37 protein-coding genes are annotated in these 18,481 nt (G+C 46.8%); all 37 read left to right on the top strand.

Translation table 11 applies throughout. The annotated features are described in order from the left end of the window. The first annotated feature begins 8 nt into the window (after window positions 1-8). On the top strand, window positions 9-365 hold the full coding sequence (locus GT641_RS11270; RefSeq protein ID WP_161117590.1) for a hypothetical protein: 357 nt from the start codon (window positions 9-11) through the stop codon (window positions 363-365). Between the two features lie 14 nt (window positions 366-379). Next, window positions 380-817 carry a DUF2634 domain-containing protein gene (locus GT641_RS11265; RefSeq protein WP_161117589.1) on the top strand — a complete coding sequence of 146 codons (438 nt, stop codon included), beginning with the start codon at window positions 380-382 and terminating at the stop codon, window positions 815-817. Window positions 818-831: 14 nt separating this feature from the next. Further along, complete coding sequence (locus GT641_RS11260; protein ID WP_161117588.1) at window positions 832-1,950, top strand: baseplate J/gp47 family protein; 1,119 nt, start codon at window positions 832-834, stop codon at window positions 1,948-1,950. Window positions 1,951-1,961: 11 nt separating this feature from the next. Then, the gene (locus tag GT641_RS11255; RefSeq protein ID WP_161117587.1) at window positions 1,962-3,233 is read left to right on the top strand and encodes a putative phage tail protein; all 1,272 of its coding nucleotides are present in this window, start codon (window positions 1,962-1,964) and stop codon (window positions 3,231-3,233) included. After that, on the top strand, window positions 3,230-3,625 hold the full coding sequence (locus tag GT641_RS11250; RefSeq protein WP_118488076.1) for a phage tail protein: 396 nt from the start codon (window positions 3,230-3,232) through the stop codon (window positions 3,623-3,625). The genes GT641_RS11255 and GT641_RS11250 overlap by 4 nt, the downstream gene beginning before the upstream one ends. A 19-nt stretch (window positions 3,626-3,644) precedes the next feature. After that, window positions 3,645-3,842 carry a hypothetical protein gene (locus GT641_RS11245; protein WP_161117586.1) on the top strand — a complete coding sequence of 66 codons (198 nt, stop codon included), beginning with the start codon at window positions 3,645-3,647 and terminating at the stop codon, window positions 3,840-3,842. Window positions 3,843-3,856: 14 nt separating this feature from the next. Then, complete coding sequence (locus tag GT641_RS11240) at window positions 3,857-5,089, top strand: DUF6273 domain-containing protein (RefSeq protein ID WP_161117585.1); 1,233 nt, start codon at window positions 3,857-3,859, stop codon at window positions 5,087-5,089. 67 nt (window positions 5,090-5,156) lie between these two features. Continuing rightward, window positions 5,157-5,573: a hypothetical protein gene (locus GT641_RS11235; RefSeq protein WP_161117584.1), complete on the top strand. Its 417-nt coding sequence runs from the start codon at window positions 5,157-5,159 to the stop codon at window positions 5,571-5,573. A 317-nt stretch (window positions 5,574-5,890) separates the two neighbouring features. Further along, entirely contained in the window at window positions 5,891-6,910 is a 1,020-nt protein-coding gene (locus tag GT641_RS11230) for a reverse transcriptase domain-containing protein (protein ID WP_161117583.1), read from the top strand. A 4-nt stretch (window positions 6,911-6,914) separates the two neighbouring features. Further along, on the top strand, window positions 6,915-7,088 hold the full coding sequence (locus GT641_RS11225; protein WP_161117582.1) for a hypothetical protein: 174 nt from the start codon (window positions 6,915-6,917) through the stop codon (window positions 7,086-7,088). Window position 7,089: 1 nt separating this feature from the next. Then, the gene (locus tag GT641_RS11220; protein ID WP_192919850.1) at window positions 7,090-7,302 is read left to right on the top strand and encodes an XkdX family protein; all 213 of its coding nucleotides are present in this window, start codon (window positions 7,090-7,092) and stop codon (window positions 7,300-7,302) included. A 258-nt stretch (window positions 7,303-7,560) separates the two neighbouring features. After that, window positions 7,561-7,914 (top strand): serine/threonine protein kinase, encoded by a 354-nt coding sequence (locus tag GT641_RS11215; RefSeq protein ID WP_161117581.1) that lies wholly within the window; start codon window positions 7,561-7,563, stop codon window positions 7,912-7,914. 16 nt (window positions 7,915-7,930) lie between these two features. Continuing rightward, window positions 7,931-8,152 carry a hypothetical protein gene (locus GT641_RS11210; protein ID WP_012742918.1) on the top strand — a complete coding sequence of 74 codons (222 nt, stop codon included), beginning with the start codon at window positions 7,931-7,933 and terminating at the stop codon, window positions 8,150-8,152. Window positions 8,153-8,217: 65 nt separating this feature from the next. Next, window positions 8,218-8,922 (top strand): hypothetical protein, encoded by a 705-nt coding sequence (locus GT641_RS11205; RefSeq protein WP_161117580.1) that lies wholly within the window; start codon window positions 8,218-8,220, stop codon window positions 8,920-8,922. Window positions 8,923-8,992: 70 nt separating this feature from the next. Continuing rightward, window positions 8,993-10,057, top strand: a complete 1,065-nt coding sequence (locus GT641_RS11200) for a GH25 family lysozyme (RefSeq protein ID WP_161117579.1) — start codon at window positions 8,993-8,995, stop codon at window positions 10,055-10,057. Between the two features lie 20 nt (window positions 10,058-10,077). Beyond that, window positions 10,078-10,251 (top strand): hypothetical protein, encoded by a 174-nt coding sequence (locus tag GT641_RS11195; protein WP_012742915.1) that lies wholly within the window; start codon window positions 10,078-10,080, stop codon window positions 10,249-10,251. 626 nt (window positions 10,252-10,877) lie between these two features. Beyond that, window positions 10,878-11,051, top strand: coding sequence for a hypothetical protein (locus GT641_RS11190; RefSeq protein ID WP_161117578.1), 174 nt, complete (start codon window positions 10,878-10,880; stop codon window positions 11,049-11,051). Between the two features lie 78 nt (window positions 11,052-11,129). After that, window positions 11,130-11,282: a hypothetical protein gene (locus GT641_RS11185; RefSeq protein ID WP_161117577.1), complete on the top strand. Its 153-nt coding sequence runs from the start codon at window positions 11,130-11,132 to the stop codon at window positions 11,280-11,282. Between the two features lie 5 nt (window positions 11,283-11,287). Beyond that, window positions 11,288-11,629 (top strand): hypothetical protein, encoded by a 342-nt coding sequence (locus GT641_RS13020; RefSeq protein ID WP_192919848.1) that lies wholly within the window; start codon window positions 11,288-11,290, stop codon window positions 11,627-11,629. A gap of 1 nt (window position 11,630) precedes the next feature. Then, window positions 11,631-11,819: a hypothetical protein gene (locus tag GT641_RS11180; protein WP_161117576.1), complete on the top strand. Its 189-nt coding sequence runs from the start codon at window positions 11,631-11,633 to the stop codon at window positions 11,817-11,819. Continuing rightward, on the top strand, window positions 11,816-12,199 hold the full coding sequence (locus GT641_RS11175) for a hypothetical protein (protein WP_161117575.1): 384 nt from the start codon (window positions 11,816-11,818) through the stop codon (window positions 12,197-12,199). The genes GT641_RS11180 and GT641_RS11175 overlap by 4 nt, the downstream gene beginning before the upstream one ends. 16 nt (window positions 12,200-12,215) lie before the next feature. Continuing rightward, window positions 12,216-12,461, top strand: a complete 246-nt coding sequence (locus GT641_RS11170; RefSeq protein ID WP_161117574.1) for a hypothetical protein — start codon at window positions 12,216-12,218, stop codon at window positions 12,459-12,461. Between the two features lie 4 nt (window positions 12,462-12,465). After that, a complete protein-coding gene (locus GT641_RS13015) occupies window positions 12,466-13,218 on the top strand; it encodes a hypothetical protein (protein WP_192919847.1) in 753 nt (250 codons plus the stop codon). Continuing rightward, entirely contained in the window at window positions 13,218-13,736 is a 519-nt protein-coding gene (locus GT641_RS11160; RefSeq protein WP_161117573.1) for a hypothetical protein, read from the top strand. The genes GT641_RS13015 and GT641_RS11160 overlap by 1 nt, the downstream gene beginning before the upstream one ends. Beyond that, entirely contained in the window at window positions 13,706-14,125 is a 420-nt protein-coding gene (locus GT641_RS11155; RefSeq protein ID WP_161117572.1) for a hypothetical protein, read from the top strand. The genes GT641_RS11160 and GT641_RS11155 overlap by 31 nt, the downstream gene beginning before the upstream one ends. 81 nt (window positions 14,126-14,206) lie before the next feature. After that, on the top strand, window positions 14,207-14,578 hold the full coding sequence (locus tag GT641_RS11150; RefSeq protein ID WP_161117571.1) for a hypothetical protein: 372 nt from the start codon (window positions 14,207-14,209) through the stop codon (window positions 14,576-14,578). Window positions 14,579-14,593: 15 nt separating this feature from the next. Next, window positions 14,594-14,722 carry a hypothetical protein gene (locus GT641_RS13315; RefSeq protein WP_279282162.1) on the top strand — a complete coding sequence of 43 codons (129 nt, stop codon included), beginning with the start codon at window positions 14,594-14,596 and terminating at the stop codon, window positions 14,720-14,722. After that, window positions 14,719-15,129: a hypothetical protein gene (locus GT641_RS11145; protein ID WP_161117570.1), complete on the top strand. Its 411-nt coding sequence runs from the start codon at window positions 14,719-14,721 to the stop codon at window positions 15,127-15,129. The genes GT641_RS13315 and GT641_RS11145 overlap by 4 nt, the downstream gene beginning before the upstream one ends. 8 nt (window positions 15,130-15,137) lie before the next feature. Continuing rightward, entirely contained in the window at window positions 15,138-15,488 is a 351-nt protein-coding gene (locus GT641_RS11140) for a hypothetical protein (RefSeq protein WP_161117569.1), read from the top strand. After that, window positions 15,481-15,993: a hypothetical protein gene (locus tag GT641_RS11135; protein WP_161117568.1), complete on the top strand. Its 513-nt coding sequence runs from the start codon at window positions 15,481-15,483 to the stop codon at window positions 15,991-15,993. Before GT641_RS11140 ends, GT641_RS11135 begins: the two co-directional genes overlap by 8 nt. Then, a complete protein-coding gene (locus GT641_RS11130) occupies window positions 15,990-16,250 on the top strand; it encodes a M15 family metallopeptidase (RefSeq protein ID WP_161117567.1) in 261 nt (86 codons plus the stop codon). The genes GT641_RS11135 and GT641_RS11130 overlap by 4 nt, the downstream gene beginning before the upstream one ends. Continuing rightward, the gene (locus tag GT641_RS11125) at window positions 16,247-17,053 is read left to right on the top strand and encodes an HNH endonuclease signature motif containing protein (RefSeq protein ID WP_161117566.1); all 807 of its coding nucleotides are present in this window, start codon (window positions 16,247-16,249) and stop codon (window positions 17,051-17,053) included. Before GT641_RS11130 ends, GT641_RS11125 begins: the two co-directional genes overlap by 4 nt. Beyond that, on the top strand, window positions 17,054-17,263 hold the full coding sequence (locus GT641_RS11120) for an XRE family transcriptional regulator (protein WP_161117565.1): 210 nt from the start codon (window positions 17,054-17,056) through the stop codon (window positions 17,261-17,263). Window positions 17,264-17,364: 101 nt separating this feature from the next. Further along, window positions 17,365-17,574, top strand: a complete 210-nt coding sequence (locus GT641_RS11115) for a hypothetical protein (protein WP_161117564.1) — start codon at window positions 17,365-17,367, stop codon at window positions 17,572-17,574. Window positions 17,575-17,653: 79 nt separating this feature from the next. Continuing rightward, window positions 17,654-17,932 carry a hypothetical protein gene (locus tag GT641_RS11110; RefSeq protein ID WP_161117563.1) on the top strand — a complete coding sequence of 93 codons (279 nt, stop codon included), beginning with the start codon at window positions 17,654-17,656 and terminating at the stop codon, window positions 17,930-17,932. Window positions 17,933-17,943: 11 nt separating this feature from the next. Then, the gene (locus GT641_RS11105; RefSeq protein WP_161117562.1) at window positions 17,944-18,120 is read left to right on the top strand and encodes a hypothetical protein; all 177 of its coding nucleotides are present in this window, start codon (window positions 17,944-17,946) and stop codon (window positions 18,118-18,120) included. A 4-nt stretch (window positions 18,121-18,124) separates the two neighbouring features. Further along, the gene (locus GT641_RS11100) at window positions 18,125-18,454 is read left to right on the top strand and encodes a DUF4313 domain-containing protein (RefSeq protein ID WP_161117561.1); all 330 of its coding nucleotides are present in this window, start codon (window positions 18,125-18,127) and stop codon (window positions 18,452-18,454) included. The last annotated feature ends 27 nt before the right edge of the window (window positions 18,455-18,481 follow it).

The following is an 18,481-nucleotide window of genomic DNA, read 5'->3' as shown; positions in this document are numbered from 1 at the left end:
TGATATAGATGGACCAATTTGACGGACACCCAGGAACAGCAAAACTGGCACAGGTGTTAGATAGGCGAACCTCGCAGAAAACAGAGTCTCCGTTGACTTTGGACTTTGGAGAAATCCAGGCGAACGGAAGTTTGAAAACGAACACATTCCCGGTGCCGATACCGAAGGGAGACTACACGATCTGCAGGCTGGCTGCAGGATTAACACTTTCAACCTCGGAACAGAGCTGGCTCAACAAAGCGCCGTCGGGTGTTCCTCTTCACAGCCACAGTGTAACGATACCGGAAGTGAAAGCAGGAGATCGAGTGCTGGTTGCCTGGATTCAGAGTGAAGCAGTCGTAATCGATGTGATCGAGAAATCATAAAGGAGGCGAGGCAAATGTCACAGCCACTATTTCCGGTTGTTGAGGTACCGGATTTTATCTCGGAGGACAGCCAGTACGACACTCAGTACAAAAGGAGTATGAAGTGGGACCCGGAACTGGGAGACTTCGTGAGAGATGGGGCGCACCGGATCAAGGAATGCGATGGCAAAGAAGCCTTCGCCATTTGGTGTTTTAAGATTGCACAGACAGAGCGGTACCGCTGTTTGGCGTACCCCGATTCAATCGGTACCGAGATGGAACGTGCCATGGATAATGACGATGAAAAAACTGTCGAGTCTATGGTGGAAAGAACAATCACAGATGCGATTATGGTAAATCCCAGGGCAGAAAATGTCCGGGATTTTCAATTTACCTGGGAAGGCGATCAGATGCACGTAACCTTCAAGGTAAAGGGTAGCAACTGGGATGAAGAAATAGAGATTAGCTTGTAAAGGAGGTGGAGAGTATGCAGCCGGAATTTAACAGACCGGAGTTCCTGGAAGGAAACTCGGCAGAGGAAATTCACGAGCGAATGATGAACAACTTGCCGGACGACATCGACGATATGCCGGGTGGTTTTCCGTATGATATGACAATGCCTGCAGCATTGGAAAAAGACGAAATTATCAATTTCCATATTGTAAGGGCACTGATGATTGCGTTTCCGGAATATGCCTGGGATGAATGGCTAGACCTTCACGGTCGCCAGGTGCATCTTACAAGGCACGAAGCGGAACCGGCTTTTGGCTATGTGAAAATCACAGCTGCAGAAGGAACCGAGATTTTATCCGGAACGGTATTCTGTACGGCGGCAACCGAAACCGGCCCGTCGATTGAGTATGCCACCACAGAGGATGCGGTTGTTGGAAGCGAAAGATCAGTGCTTATACCGGTATCAGCGGTTGAAGCAGGCACAGGTTCTAATGTAGCGGCGAATACGGTCGTGCTGATGATGGTACCCGATAAGAATGTGACCGAGATTAACAATCCGGAGCCTATTCGTGGCGGTACTGAAAGAGAGACAGACGATGATTTTTACGACAGGATCGCCGCAGAGTACGACAACAGCATGACCTACCTGGGGAACGATACGGACTATAAGAGATGGGCGAAGCAGGCAGGAGCAGGAGATGCGATAGTTATTCCTGTTTGGAATGGTCCTGGCACGGTGAAACTGGTGCTGGTAGACGGAAACGGAAAACCAGCCAATGCAAAGCTAGTGCAGGATGTGTATAATTACATCGTTTCTCCGAACGACAGGTCGGCAAGATTGCTTCCTACCGGAACAGCAGAACTGACTTGTGCGGCAGCCACAACGGTTGCCGTAAATTATGTTATTACAGGACTCAGCTACGATGAAACAACTGGCGTCGAGCAAATTAAGGCAGACTTTACGGAAGCCGTGAGAGCGGTCTATGCACAGGCGAAAACCGAAGGAGTTCTGAGGTACAACGACGTAAGACCGTTGATTTCTGCAATCGCAGGAGTCGAGGACTTTGAAACATTCACAATGAATGGGAAAATGCAGAACATCACTCTGAAAAGCGAGGAGTACCCGGACACCGGTACCCTTAATTTTAGTTAGGGGGTGTGAATGTGGAAAAGTTTGATTTAGAGAATTTCCCGGTCAGCGAGAGCGCGAAGAACATGATCGCCTCAGTGTCAGATGGCTTTTACGACAATTCCTATGTTGGAAAGTGGTTGTACGAGGTTATGGGCCAGGAGTACGACACGGCAAGAGAAATAGCTGAGGATATTCTGAACCAGCTATTTCCGGAAACTGCCACCTGGGGATTGATGTACCATGAGATTAAGTGGGGACTGCCGGTGCGAGAAAATCTTCCATACGAGGAGAGGCGACAGCTGATTTACCGGAAGAGAGACTATCGGGCGCCAATGACACCGTATCGGATGGAAGGGTACTTAAAAACTGCTACCGGATTTGATGTACGAATTGCAGACATCAATGATCCTGGAGACTATGGTTTTGTGGCACCACACCCGAATGTGTTCAAGGCATACTTCATGGGTGAGGGAACACTTGCATCGAAGCGGGCGAGAGCCATGCTGAATGAGCTGAAACAGTCACACACGATGTTTACAATGAATGACCGAACCGAGATCGTATCAGACAATCGGAACTTAGAGGAGATGAATCTGAAAAAGGTAATCTTCCATATCGCAGAGTCGTTTTGGTATAGCGATCTGCTGGATGGAAGAAAACTGCTGGACGGTTCCAGCCTTCTTTATCCGTATATGAGATACAATCTGATGCTTGGTTTTAAGTATATACTCGGTGGTTTTACAACCCCGACAGACGCAGACCTGCAGAAGGTAAAATTCAGAGCAAAACAGGAAACAGAAAATGATGTCAAGGCAGGAGCAATCCGGATCGCCTCGGACATCATTTTTTGGAATACGTACCTATTGGACGGTTCGTGGGATTTGGACGGCTCACACAGGCTCGATGTTACACGAGGCTATCAACTGGGTGTTGCAATCGTTGCAATGGTTGCCTGCGCCTACAACAAAGTCGCAGACTCAATGAAAGTAAGAAGTACATACGGCTTACGGTCAAGTTCGGATGCCAGGGCGGCAATCCGTTCGGAGTTTGAGGCTGATTTTTGGAACACTGTCTATTTAGACGGAAAGTTGCTACTCGACGGCAACGCTATGTTGGAGTACAGAGGCGGCAATAAACGACTTGAAGCTGCAGTTACGCATCACATGGGAATTGAAAGAGAAGATGTGGACGTGGAGGCACAGGTCATTACCAAAACAAGGAATTACTGGTTTCTTGATGGCAGCAATACGCTGGACGGAAAGAAGAACCTTAATTCAATCTATAGAAAGGAGTATATCCAATGAGTACAGAAAAGAGCAAAAACGTGGTGATCACGAAGAAAGCCAGGGAGAACCTGGTTAAGGCACGTGCCGGAGCCATTACGCTTCCAAAGATTATCGGTATGGCGTTTGGCGAGGGCGGTGTAAACAGTTCCGGCACGGTCATTGCACCGGCGGAATCCCAGTCTAGGCTCAATAAGGAATTGTTCCGCAAAGCCATTGATGGTTACACATTCCCGAACGACACAACCTGCAGATACGAATGTACCCTTGCAGAGAGTGAACTTGCTGGAAAAGAGATCAGCGAAATCGGACTGTATGACACCAACGGCGACATTGTGTGCATCAAGACCTTTACCAGGAAGGGCAAGGATGATGATGTAGAGCAGACATACGTGCTTGACGACATCTTCTAGGCCAGGAAGGAGGCAAAACGTGAAGAATTACACACCGACAACGAGAAATTTTTCTCAGTCCGTGCCGAATGTTGAGGTTACGGACACGAACCATGCAGACAACATCAACGCAGCATCTAAACAGCTGATTGAGAATGACAATTATCTGAAAGACAGAATGGATGATGAAGGTTTTTCTCTCGTGGATGGTGTTCTGTGTCAGACATTTGAAGAATAAGGAGGCATACAAGAATGAGTAAAGTAACAAAACCGGTAGTGCTGGACGAAACAGCAAAGCAGGTTGTAGCTCAGATGCAGTTACAGAATGAGATTTTAACATCACTTGCCAGCGGCATCAATTATAAGCCGACATCCATTAAGGATGTACTTAATGTTGTGCGCGCAGGCCAGGCAAGTAAAGTGTTCCAGGTGGGCGATCAGATTATCGTTCCTTGGACGGACATCGCAACGGGGCAGAAATACGATGTACCGCTTGATATTGTAGCTTTTGGAACATCAGCATTGCAGGATGGTGAGGAACTTCCGAGCATGACCGTACAGTGGCACTATGCTACACCGTTCGGGGTGCAGTTCAATCAGTACCAGGCGTTTTTCTATGCGACAGAAGGACTTGCTGCAGGAACGTACTATATTGAGATTGGCACTACATGGGGTGACAAAGGATATTGCGTAGCCGGAAAAAAATACCAGTTTACGCTCACAAAGCCTGTGCCAGCAGGCGGTCAGCTTGCCGGATTCAGAGGCGCACCGGATCAGGCACCTTCTACTTGGAAAGTATATTCATACAACAGTAAGACGGCGGTGGACGCTATTGAGACGGTTTCGGTAACAGAAGGAAGTTCCGGAACAAGCCTCGGAGTCTTAAAGTTCGGAGGAGATGGAAAACTCAACTGCTTGCAGAGAACAGCATACGGCTACAACAGATGGTCCCAGTCAGCAATGAGGCAGTGGCTTAACTCTGATAAGGGAGTAGGCGAGTGGTGGACTCCACAGAATGATTACGACAGATGCCCGGATCAGCTTGCAGCAAAGGCCGGCTTCTTAACAGGTTTTGACGCAGATTTCCTTGAAGTCCTCAGACCGACAAAGGTTGTAACAGCGCTCAATACTATTACAGACGCTACGAGCAGCAACTCAGTTGATCCGCTCGAAACAACGTATGACAAAATCTATCTGCCTGCGTTGGAGCAGATGTCTATTGAGCCTCAGCTCGCTGGCGAAGGCACCACATGGGACTATTGGAAGAGAGCGTCCAACATGACAACGAAGATGAAGCAGTATCAGACATACCCTCAGATTCGTACATTTGCGATTGAGAATCACACTTCACCGCAGACCGTCCGCTTGCGCTCGGCTCATCTTGGCTATTCGTGCAATACGTGGTACGTGAACTCTAGCGGCTACGTCTACTACAACAGCGCGAACTGGGCCAATCGCTGCGCCCCGGCTTGTGATTTCTGCTAATCAGCAATCAGTAAATCCCGGCACCCACGGATGCCGGGTATAATTTCAGAGAAAGGAGGAACATAGCGTGTCAGTACCAGTTGGAGAAAGAAGAGAAAGCAGACTGGAAGTATTCGTGCAGGCGTTGGACTTAGTAACTTACACTCTCAGAATCACGAAGAACGAGAAAATTTTTCTTCCGGAATACCAAAGACAAGTTACCGACGACATTATCGAGACTGCAAAGAGTATCTACATCGATGCTTGGGATGCCAACAATGTTAGGGTAACGACGAAAGATGATTGGAGAGCCCGCAGGGAGCTTCAACTTCGTGCGGCCAGGGAATGCAATAGACTCCTAGCTCTGATCGGAATTGCGAAATCCTCGTTTCATCTCAAAAATAAGCGAGTCAAGTTTTGGACCGGTAAGGTTTTGAAGGTTCGAGGCATGATCCGCAGTTGGAATGAAAGTGATAGTAAACGCTACTCCCAAATTGCGGAGTAGTTTTTATTATACGGATGTAGGCTAAACGCAGAACGTCCGCTTGCGCTCGGCTAATCGTGGCAATTCGTACAATACGTGGTACGTGAACTCTAGCGGCAACGTCAACAACAACAACGCGAACTGGGCCAATCGCTGCGCCCCGGCTTGTGTGGTATTAAGGACATAAAGGCTATTCCGTAAGAATGGCGCTCCAACCAATCAAACACAAGGAGCCTGCATCCGGCCGTAAGGCGAACAACACTGTAGCGATGCGGTCAGCCGGAGAACGACTGTTACCCGCTGTCAACGCTATGGACCTATCTATAAGTTTTATGGATATGGAAGAAGTAATCGGCTTTGAAGCCTTATATGATTCGATGCACAAGTGCAAGAAAGGAGTTATTTGGAAAGAGTCCGTTGCACATTATGTATTGAACAGCTTGGAGGAAACATACAAGCTCAATGAGCAGTTGGAAAATGGAACCTACAAGGCAAGGCAGATAGCAAAATTCACGATAACCAGGCCGAAGAAAAGAGAAATCATCAGTGTATGTTTCAGAGACCGCGTTTATCAGAGAAGTTTGAATGACAACGCACTGTACCCAATAATGACAAATTCGTTCATTCGTGATAATTGGGCCTGCCAGCGTGGCAAGGGTACCGATGATGCGAGAGACAGGATGAAACTATTTCTGCAGAGGATGTACCGGAAGTACGGTACAGAATTTTACGGTCTGCAGATAGATGTGCATGGGTATTATCCGAATATGCGGCACGACTTAACCAACGCAATGTTGGAAAGAAAGCTGGAACCGGAAATAGCAAAACGAGCCATTGATGTACTCGACGGACAGTACGCCGGAGATGTTGGGTATAACCCAGGAAGTCAGATGGTTCAGATTGTTGGCATATCGGCATTGGACGATCACGACCACAAAATCAAGGAAGAATTGGATGTGGACGAGTTCGGAAGATATATGGACGATTCGCTTGCGTTCCACCCTTCCAGGGAATACCTGGAATACTGCAGAAAGGTGATCGGCGAGATATTGGCTGAGAAAGGGTTAGAGTTCAACCCGAAGAAAACGAAGGTATTTTGCATTACAGACGGTTTCACATTTTTAGGATTCAAGTACCGGCTAACAGATACCGGGAAGGTTATTATGATAATCGATCCGAAGAACGTCAAAGAAAGACGTCGGATATTACGAAGGCTGGTGAGAAAAGCCAAAAGAGGCGAACTCACGAAGGCTAAGGTAGACGAGTGTTATTACGCTTGGAGAAACCATGCCAGCAAGGGCAATAGTTTTAAGCTCCTGCAGCGCATGGATAAATATTATAAATCATTATGGAGGTAGCCAAATGGAAGTAAAGAAGAACGGCGGCGATGTCGCCAAAATGAGAGCTGACGAGAACATGAAGGCTGAGCTGGCCGATCAGAATGCCAAGATTGATTACCTGGCAATGATGGCAGACATTGAGTTCCCGGAAGCAGGAGACTCAGCAACCAGCACCGAAGAAAGTGAGGAAGAGTAATATGGCAAAGGCTAAAGAAGTAACAGAAGCAGTAGACACATCTGCAGAGGAGACGATCCAGGAAGAAGTGCAGCACAGCGACTGGTTCTACAAAGTCAAGGACTATTACGACACAAAGAGATGGAACCTGGTTATGGTAAAGAACGCTGTCAAGAAGGACAAGATTACCGAGGAAGAATACGAGGAAATCACAGGTCGTAAGTATAAGGCATGATACCCTACGCAGAATTTTACAACTATGACCGCCTGGAAAGCGCGGCCGTAGAGTTAGACTTGCTCAATACCGAGGCAGACGAAGAGAATCTGCTGAACCTGCATAATCAGTTGGTGTGGCATCTGTACCGGTTCGATAAGGACCCACGTGCGGATGCCATTCTTTATGCAGTAATAGAGGCCATTTTGGGTGAAAAGGCGGCAGATATTACGGATGTGCCGTGGGAATTACGGTGCGTTTGGGAAGGAGGTGATAAAGGTGGACGTGACGGCAATCATTGTGGCAGCGAGCATACCGTCGGCACTGACTGGCTTCTTTTTTTGGCTCATAGAGCAGAGCATACAGAAGCGTGCAGACAAAGAAAAAGCAGAGCGTGAAGAGCGACAAAAGGAAGTGGATGCTAGAGAGAGAGTCCGAGAGAAGAATGAACTCTGCATCATAAACTGCGTCAATGCTTCCCTGGCGCTTGGAGAAGCGACAGCTAGAGCGGTGCAGAGGATTCCGGACGCACATTGCAATGGAGATATGCACGCAGCACTCGACTACGTTCAGAAGGTTAAGCACGAGCAGAAGGACTTTCTGAACGCACAGGCACTCAAACAAATTGTATAACAGGAGGTAAAGGAACATGAAGAAAATTGATTGGGTTAGAAAACTCACAAGCAGAAAGTTGTGGACTGCGGTAGCGTCATTCGTATCTATGATGATCCTGGCTACTGGCGGTACGGACAACACAGCAACACAGGTTACAGCGCTCATTATGGCAGGAGCGTCCGTGGTGGCATACATCATCGGCGAAGGTTTGACTGATTCAGCCAACATCGGCTCAAACAGCGAGGACGAGGAGTAATCTGAGAACATATTGTAAGCACAGGGCGGTCGAAAGACTGCCCTATTTTGTTAGGAGGAAGAACCATGAGTTTAGTAGTTGGAAGCGCAAGAATTGACGAGAACGGTCACATTTCCGGAGGAAAGCCGGGAGATCAGACTGGAAACGAGGTATCAACCCAGGCGTATTACGTCCATTCAAAAGGCTGGTACTGTCTGAGACCGAAGAGCGTCACGGTAGCAAATGCCATTGCGGAAGCTATGCTGCAGGGATGCAGAAACAACAATATCGGATATTGCCAGGGACACAGAAGCAATGTAATCGAACAGCTGAGAAAAGCCGGAAAGCTCGCAAAGATTTCTGCAAAAACAGAGGCAGACTGCAGTTCACTTGTGAGAGCGTGCTGCATCCAGGCTGGCTTTGATCCGGGAAATTTCAACACAGCGTCCGAGGTTTCGGCATTGAAAGCAACAGGACAGTTTATGGAACCGATTGCGGTAACTTCCAAAACTGAACTGTTCAACGGCGATGTGCTTGTCACAAAGACCAAAGGACACACGGTGGTTGTTGTTTCCGGAAATCCGAGACGTGGAAACGCCTATTACCCTAAGTATGAAGGGGCATCGGGTTCTATCATTACGGCACTTGCTGCAGTGGGCGAGAAAGATACATCGAAGGCGCACCGGGCCAAGATTGCAGCCGCAAATGGAATTACAAATTACGCATATACCGCAGCACAGAACACCAAGATGGTTAATCTTCTCAAAAAAGGAAGGTTAATCAAAGCGTAAGTTCTGAAAAGGTATCGCATCGGGGTGGCTGAAAAGCTGCCCCTTATTTTGATTTAAGGAGGAGTTTTCTATGGAAAAACTATTTGGTATTGATGTTTCACACTGGCAGGGAGATATGAGCATCGAGCAGGCCAGGAACGAAAGAGACGTGAAATTTGCTATTATCAAGGCTGCAGGCGCAGATGATGGCAAGTATAAGGATAGCAAGTTTGAAAATTACTATGCACAGTGTAAGGCTATCGGACTTCCGGTAGGTGCATACTATTACGGTAATGCAAAGTCTGTTACGGAGGCAGAACAGGAGGCAGACCATTTCCTGTCAGTTATTGCAGGGAAGCAGTTTGAATATCCTATCTACTACGACGTAGAAGGTAAGATGCTTAACAATAGCAGAGGTGTCCTTACGGATATTGTAATTGCGTTCTGTGACAGGTGCGAAAAAGCCGGATATTTTGTCGGAGTATATACATCTGATTCGCATTTCCAGGCACACGTAGACGATGATCGCCTGCAGAGATTCACTCATTGGGTAGCGAGATATTCTTCAAATGAGCCGGTAACAGTTCACGATATTTGGCAGTACGGAGGAGAGCATAACTACATTGCTGACAAGACAATCTGCGGAAGAACTGTGGACCAGGATTTTTGCTATCGTGATTTTGAAACAGAAATCAAGAAGGCAGGACTCAACGGATTTTCTGCCAGCGCAGGAGATGAAACGAAGGAGCCGGAGGTTTCAGAACCGGAAGGCAGTACCCTCGATCTGCTCTACAGAACGATGAAAGACGAGTTCGGCGGTGGTGACGCAAGAAAGGCGGCTCTCGGTAGCAGATACAATGAAGTGCAGGATGTGATCAATCACATCGACAAAGCATCCGTGCAGGAGCTTGTAGACGAAGTGTGGGCCAATAAGTACGGTGACGATGAAGTGAGAAGGACCATTCTTGGCAGTAGATGGCAGGAGGTCCAGGACGCAATCAACGCCGGAAATAAGAAGTATTACACCATTAAGAGCGGAGATACGCTTTCCGGCATTGCAGCGAAGTATGGAACTACAGTCAATGCGATTGCTCAGCTCAACGGCATTGAGAATCCGAACCTTATTATCGCAGGAGACACCATCAGAGTAAAATAACAGGAGGAAACGGTGGCATTATGAAAAACTACATCGGCGTGAAAATTGTAAAAGCTGAGCCGAAGGAGAAGAACGGAGTACCTGGGTACGCCGTGAAATATCCGGATGGTTATGTATCATGGAGTCCGAAGGAAACCTTTGAAAAGGCGTACCGTGAATTGGACTGCCAGGATTTCATCAATTCAGCAGAGTAAGCAAGGGAGCCTATGATCCGCAGGGGTTGTAGGCTCTTTTTTTATTGCAGAAAAGCGGAACAAGACCGCAGGTAAAATCAATATACAAAATAACCAAAATCAGACCGGGTATTTTGACGAAAAGTTCCCGAGACACGATAGGCGATTTTAGTACCTATCCTATGTCTAAAGACTAAAAGCCGGTATCGAACCGTGTACGAAGTCATAGAGCTATATGTTTTCAGAGGTGTAATTATCCACATTATCCACACGCATTTGTGGATAAAATACGCTTTTGAGAGTACGCAAATGAGCATATATTATTCTATCTCTAATATCTATTATCTAATCTCTAATATCTAGTAAAGAATCCTTGTAGAAACCTTAGAAGAAATCATGTAAGAAATCTTACAATGCACCAAGCAACCATGCGGGTTTACGGTCCTCGCAAATGAAAATAGGGAGTAATGCACCAGGTAGCGCAGATGATCCGGAAATTGCAGAAGTTCTCGTGAGTGCGAAAACATTTTAGCAAAAACTCGTAAAATAGAAGTATATCTATTGACAAATACGCAAGTGCGAGTTATAATATAACCATAATCAAACAAAACAATTTGATTAAATCCGAAGGAAGGAGGAATTACCAGTTGGGTAAGAAAGGTAAGAAGAAAGACTTTTCCACAAAGGAAAAGGAACTACTTGAAATCGAAAACCTTAAATTACAGAAGAGAGAAAAGCAGGCCAGCATAATCTCCACCATAGTAATCATGATTGTGTCAGTGATTACGGCAATTCTGAAATGGTTAGGTTTGATTGATTAAGTAGTTCCCTTAACGGTCGGGAGGCAGCAACACCGCCTCTCAACTGTTAAGTCTATCATAAAGGAGGCTGATTTGGCAATGAAGAAATTGAGACAGTTCCTACAGTCGGTGTTGTTCATCAACTTTATGGTCGGCATATACGACGGTATGAGAGCGAAGAATTTGGTGGCAATTTTGATAAACGGAGTAGTGGTACTGGCACTGATCGCCGGAGAAAAGGAAGAGAGGTAAACGATATGAAGTGGGATGTAAAACACGATAGAGCAAAGAAGGTATTAAATCATTTCCTGGATAATGCAGGATATTGGACCGAGACAGAGAGCTTGACAGAAGGACTTACTGAGGACGAAATCCAGGAAGTAAGCGCAGAGGTAGCGACGATGATTCAGAGCATCACAAAGAGATACAAGCTGGATGTTATGCTTCCTGCAGAGCCGGTAGTCAAGGAAGAACCGGTGGTCGAAGAGAAAGTCGAGGAACCGGTAGTCGAGGAACCTGCAGAAGAGGTCAAGGAAGAAAAGCCGGCCGAAAAGCCGAAGAGACGTGGTAGAAAGCCGAAGAAAGAGGAGGTTGCGTAGGATGGCATACGAGAGAAAGACAATCGACACTTGGGAGTTGCAGTTAAATTATGGGTACGGCTGGGAGTACACCTTGACCGAATACACAAGGAAAGAGGCAAGGGAGAGACTGAAAGAATACAGAGAGAACCAGCCGCAGTACCCGGCACGACTGGTTAAGAAGAGAGTTAGAAAGGAGGCGATTGCGTGAGCACAGCGACAAAGCTGACAGCAGAGCAGATTGAGAACCTGGCAAAGGAGATTCGAGAGTTTCTGCTGGATCATGGGTTATGGCAGGACGTTGATATTTACTTCAACGGAAAGAAGTACACGAGTTACGATCCGGAGAACGGAGAATATTATTACAACGACAGGGAGCATCTGATCGAAGTGGCAGACCAGCCGGAGAAACATTTTGAATATGTTAATCCGGAACACATTCTCAGCATGAGTTTTGAAGGGCCGGTATGTGAGATGCTGTACTACGGCATCCTTCCTTCGGTCAGAAAAGAATTTGACAAGATATTCGAGAGATACGGTCTGTATTATGAGTTCGGGCATCACTGGAATTTCAGTTGCTATTATATCTGAGAAAGGAGCAGGCACAATGAATATTGGCGTGGAAGTATTAAAGGAAAGCGTAATCAGAGTGCAGTCACAGTTAAACGACTGGATGGATTGCGTGTTTGTTGTAAGCAAAGATGATGAAGAGAAGGCAAAAGAGGTATTAGAGAAAGCCTGGGACAGTTTTTGGGAGGATGGAGACGGTTGGTGCTACGGTAATTACCTGGAAGATAAACTGGTAAATGCCGGTATTGCATTTGATGCGTACTACGCAGATGCGAAGGAATAAGGATATGGAAGAATACAAGGACATATCGAGAGGCTTAAAAATGCTTCTCGACAAGGCAGAAGAAATGGGGTGGAACTGGGAAGCATACATTGAGCCGGACAACAGAAGAACCTATGTTGAAATCGGGCAGTCGTCACCTGCAGGCGAAGATTTCTCAATGACGATTGATTTTGATGAAGAGAACCAGGCAGACAGTTTCAAGGACAGCCTGGAATCCTACTACGAAGATTTCGACATCGACGAGCATATTGAAATGTGGATAGAAGCCAAGCGAAGCGGAACGAGCGGAGTTCCTTCCACAAGGGAGCTTGTAAAGGACGCAGAAGCCATTGACGGCATGATATTGGAACTGTCGCAGGCCTTGCAGAAAGTAAACATCCCGGTACTGGTTGGCAGTTACACGCCGCCGGATGAAAACGGAGAAGGCGAGAAGATCGTCCGTGAGTTCTACGGACAGGGACATATCTTCAAAGACGAAGATGCGTTTTACCACAGACCGGATGATCCGTGTTACATCCCGGAATTATCCGATACGGTGTACACGAGAAACAGCATCCTGCAGGAGTGCAACCAGCAGGACGATTTGGCAGAGGAAGTTTTCGAGGCACTGGACTGGCAGCACGTAAGTAGCTTGCTGGAAGATTGGCAGAGAAATGGAGAGTTAGATACCTGCAAAGAATGCGGAAAGATGTTTAACTGCTACGGAGTAACGAAGTGTCCGTATTGCGGGGCAGATTATGAAGGAGGCGATGAATAATGGGTTACACCTGGTTGGGAATGCGAAAGCTGACCTGGGAAGAAGTTCTGCAGAGACACGAGAAGGGCGAACTGGCCGGATGTTTCAGACTGTACGACGACAACAGCGAGGCTATGATCGACAGAGGCTATGACTTTGCAGGCGACATCCTGGCACACCACAAGAAAGGCGGTGAGTTCGGAGAAGAGATTGACACAGTAGACCTGGAACTGGCAGACGGAAAGAAAATAACAGCACCGGCGGTCGTGGACGTATCGGCACTCGGATGTGTGGACGAGCTGGAATATGAGTTGTGGCACGTGATCGAGGACTACATGGTTCAGTTCGGTATCAGAACGCAGGACGATGAACCGGACTGGGCGACAGTCAAGGCGGTGCAGGATAGCATTTTTACAGCGTTTACAGACGCAGGCGTGAATTTTAAGTTTCTCAGTGATGAAAAACTCGGAGAGATAGAAAAAGCGATAAAAAAGAAGGAGAGCGAGTCATGGGCAGCAAAGAGAAAGAAAAACAGGTAACGGTAAGTGTAACATTGGAAATCGTACTTACCCAGGAAGATATTGACGACATTATGTGCGGAGCGTTGGAGGGTGGCATCACTTACTGGTGTGATGAGGCAAAGGTTGTAGGCGATTATCTCGGAGAATATGGAAGCGAGCAGATCGCAAGAGGCGGAAAACTGAGATTACACCTGCCGGAACCGTTCGACAAGGACGAGACAGAGTATTACGAGCTGGACTTGGAGAAATTCAAGAAAGGAGTAGAGCTGTGGGCGATTACACCGGTTGGCTGCAACTGCTTAGAACAGATGGATGGCAAGATCAGATTCGACACCTGCAATGCAGACGCAATCGTGTGTGATGCGATCATCCAGTACGCACTATTCGGAACAGTGGTTTTTGGTTAAGGAGGCGAGACTATGGCAGCATTAGTGGTATTTGCGTTCTTGGTAATCGTTGGAGCTAGAAACAGAAAGTAGGTGTAAGCGGTGGGTAAAGTAATAGTGACAGACTATCCGGAAATCTGTTTCATCTGCGGCAGACCGTCGGAAGCTGAGCATCATTTGGTGTTCGGTACCGCCGGTAGAGAGCTGAGCGAGAAGGACGGATTGAAAGTGCCGGTATGTAACAACTGTCACAATATGGGAGAAATCCTAAAGAGAATACACGGAAACCCGATGGCGGAAAGAATGTCAAAGATTATCGGACAGCTGGCCTGGGAAAAAGAATACGCCCTGCAGAAGGCAGACGAATTTGCACGAATAATCGATGCGGATCGGGAAGAAGGTGAAGTAAAGCAGATTATTCATAAGGGCGGCAGGGAGACCTTCCGAAAGAGGTACGGCTGCTCGTATTTGTAGAAAGGAGCGGATCAGATGTTAGGCGGAGGACCATACGAGGCAAGCACTTGCCCGGAATGTGGTAGTACGATGTGGAATGGTAGATGCGAAAATCCGGATTGCAAGTATCACTGGCATCCGGAAGAAGAGGAGGATGCAGAATGAATACAGAATTAGTAAGAGCAGTGTTTGACTGTGGAATAGATGATTTGAGACTATTAGATGATGCGGAATGCGATATGTATGCAGTGATAGGTAGAATGCGAGAAGAAAGCATAGAACTGACAATGAACAACATCATCCAGCAGGTGTTTGAAGAAGGCAGATATATTCTTACCAAGGCGAGAGAGGAAAAGATAGCCAGCTTGCCAGCAGAGCCGATGACAGAGGCGGACTTTGAGCTAAGAAGAAACTTGGGAAGGCTGAACCCGGAACAGGATTTCAGTTTTTGGATAAATCTGCAGGACACCAATTTTAGGGGCAAGTCTGAATTGAAGGAGTTATATGAATCAATGTTCGCAGAAGAGTTGGAGCAGTGCGAAAATCTGACCGGATATCCGATTGAATGGTAGGTGATGATATGACATATAGAGAAAATGCGGCGGTGCTGGAAACATACCTGCATAATATCCGGAACATCGAAGAGGTGCCACCTGGTCCTATGGAACTGGAAGCACTGGATGCGGCAATAGAGGTTATGAAAGCTGCAGTCGAGAATGTAGAGTACGGAGCATTTGCCTGGGACAAGCAGAGAGGTATGTTTGTTCAGATAGGCAGACCAGTACCAGTAAAGCAGTTGTGTTTGAACCGGTACCAGGAAAGAGTAAGAAACGGAGAGATACCGAGCTGGATTGATCCGGAGAAGTTCAAGATTTTGGAGAGAACGGTCGCAGAGATTGCAAGCGACTGGAAGGAGGCAGAGGATGAATAAAACAGTAAATTTATTTGTGTTAGCTGGATGCTGGGAATGTCCGGACGACATTGGAGTAACTGTGGTTGCGATTTCCAGTGACGAGAAACAGCTGATTGATAGACTGGATCAGATAGCAGACACCCAGGCAAAGGAGTATGTGAGCATTGAAGGTAGCATTCTGATGGAAGAGCATACAGACACTAGGTACGAAATCAGCGGAGGTATCAGCGGCAGCGCAAGGTTCTACATCACGGAAGAGCCTGCAGTAATCAACGAGGCACTTATGGGCGAGATCAGCAGAGCAATGAGTAAGAACGACAGAACAGAGGATGTAAAGAATTATCTGCAGGGGTTGCTTGAAAACGGAAACCTGGATGAAGAAAAATACGAGGAACTGGTAGACAGCGAAGAGTTCCTGCAGAAGGCAGTCGAATTATTCGATAAGATGGAGGACTGCAACACGCCGTTCAATACAACGATGGAGTTGGCGGTAGACGAAGCAAGGAAGGAGATGACAATATGAAGAATACATTAGGAGACTTGAATAACCACCTGTTCGCTCAGCTGGAAAAGCTGGGAGACGATGATCTGACAGGAGAAGAGCTGGAAAGCGAGTTAAAGAGAACCGACGCTATATGCGACATTAGCGAGCAGATTATCAAAAACGGAGAGCTGCAGTACAAAGCGATGAAGCACATGGACGAGTATGGGTACGAAAGACAGAAGGCGGTTCCGGAAATGCTCGAAGTTCATGCGAGGGGGGGGGCGAACCATAAATGAGAGGCTGGCCCGAAGAAGTGATCGCCTGGCTGCGTGATAATGTTCCAGGCAGAACCACAAAACAGGTTACAGAGCTGATAAATCAACAGAGGTTCGATAAGAAGTACGGAATGGTATTTTCCGATGCGGCGATAAAGGGTGCGAAGAACCGGTATGGCATAAAGAGCGGCACTACCGGCGGGGTTCCAAAAGGGTACTCACTAAAATATCCGAAGGGAATGGAAAGTTACATTCGGAGCATTGCGGTAGGGAGAAAGACAAAAGAAATTGCAGAACTGGTGTCAGCGCATTTCGGAATAGAGTTCAGTGAGAAACAGTGCAGGGCATACAAGAAGAACCACGACATTATCAGCGGTGTTGACTGCCGGTTTGAAAAAGGACACGTTCCGGCAAATAAAGGAAAGCCAATGAGTCAGGAACAATATGAGAAGTGCAGGGCAACGATGTTTAAGAAAGGTCATGTCCCGGCAAACCACATGGAAGTAGGAGAGTACACACATACGACAGACGGCTATCTTATCCGAAAGGTTAAAGAAATCGGTCAACAATGGGAGCGGTTCGAGTTTGTCCACAGGGCAGTATGGGAAGAACACAACGGACCGGTTCCCGAAGGTAAGATGGTATCATTCCTGGACGGAAATAAGGACAACTGCAACATAGAGAACCTGGTGCTGATAGACAATGAAGAAAACCTGGAAATGAACAGAAGTCAGTTAAGGTTTACTGATCCGGAAAGAACAAAGACCGGTACGTTGGTAGCGAAGGCAAGAGTAACAGTCAGACAGAAGAAAAGGAGAAAATAGATGGAGATTAAAGCGGCGAATGCAGAGGAGACGATCCGCTGCATCCTGGACGAAGAGAAAATGACCCAGCAGGATTTAGCGGACAGAATGGGGATTACGAGACAGAACATCAGCCAGTCTCTCAACCGAAACGCTAAGAGTATGAGATACGATAGTTTCTCAAAGATGGTAGCAGCTCTCGGTTACGAGATTGTTGTAAAAAAACTTTAACAAAATACGCAAATTAGAAGTAAACCTATTGACAAATACGCAGTTGCGAAGTATAATATATACATAATCAAACAATACTTAAAGCGATGGAGGTAGTCGGTATGAAGGTTTTTAGAATGGTAGATGTTGAGAAGATAGAAAAGATGCTTGCGGATGGAAAGACAGTGGTTGTAGAGTGGCACACGCCTTACGAAGCAGGCAACAAGGTAGAGACAGTTAAGTATGTAAGATGGGATGGCTTGGTATTTACAACTGGTGACTGCGTTTACACAGGGATAGACAAACTGATCGACATTAGAGAGGCGGCATAGAAATTTTTTTACCTAAAGAACTCGCAAATGAGTGTTTCACGTGAAACACAGTTCGCAAATTTGAAAGGAGCGTATTTGTATGAAGGAAGTATTGAAGAAGTTAAGAGTTTTAGAGGCTGAAATGGAAGAAGCCGAGAACCAGTCAGAGTATTGGATGGAAGAAGAACACTTGGATATGGAAAAGTCAGACAACTACGAGGCTGAGGCAGACAGATTGTACCAGGAAGTGTATAAGATGCACAACCAGGTGGCAGATTTCATCGTAAACCTCACTTCCGGTCAGATTGACAAAGTGACGGCAATGTTGATGATGCGTCAGAGAAGATCAGACGTAGAGAGAATTTTAGGAGCAGCATAGGAGGTGAGCAGGTGTACGACTACGACGGCAATATGGGTTATTTTCAGAGACAGCTGGAAAAAGCCGGGATCAGCCAGGAAGAGGTTGATATGAATAACTACGCAGGGCTGACAGCAAGAGAGCTGCAGAGCATTGTTGACGGTGTGATCAAGACAAAGCAGATTAGAGAATCAAAGAAGGAGGCGTAAGGCTATGGCATTATTAGAGGTTAAGACAGAATGGGCAGTGTATAAGGATTGCTTCCTGCAGGTAGCAAGATACCAGGCAGATAACAGCAGGGCAATCGAGATTTGGAACAACGAGGACGGACCTATTGCAAGAATCACGGTATGCATCGCAGGAAGCGGACTTGCAGAGGACGAGACAGTGATCGACACGAATAATTGCCCTTGGGCGATGGAGTTTATCAAGCAACACGGTTTCGGGCAGGCTACCGGCAGAATGGTAAGAAGCGGTTACTGCACATATCCGGTAGTAAAGCTGGACATTGAGAAAATCGGTGAGTATTTGGAGGTGGCGTAATGGAAAGAGTGTATTTCAGCATCAATG

It is taken from the genome of Clostridium sp. BIOML-A1, assembly GCF_009874105.1.
Lineage (GTDB): Bacteria > Bacillota > Clostridia > Lachnospirales > Lachnospiraceae > Coprococcus.
Note: the sequence above shows the minus strand (reverse complement) of the source record. Positions and strands in the feature narration are given on the sequence as shown.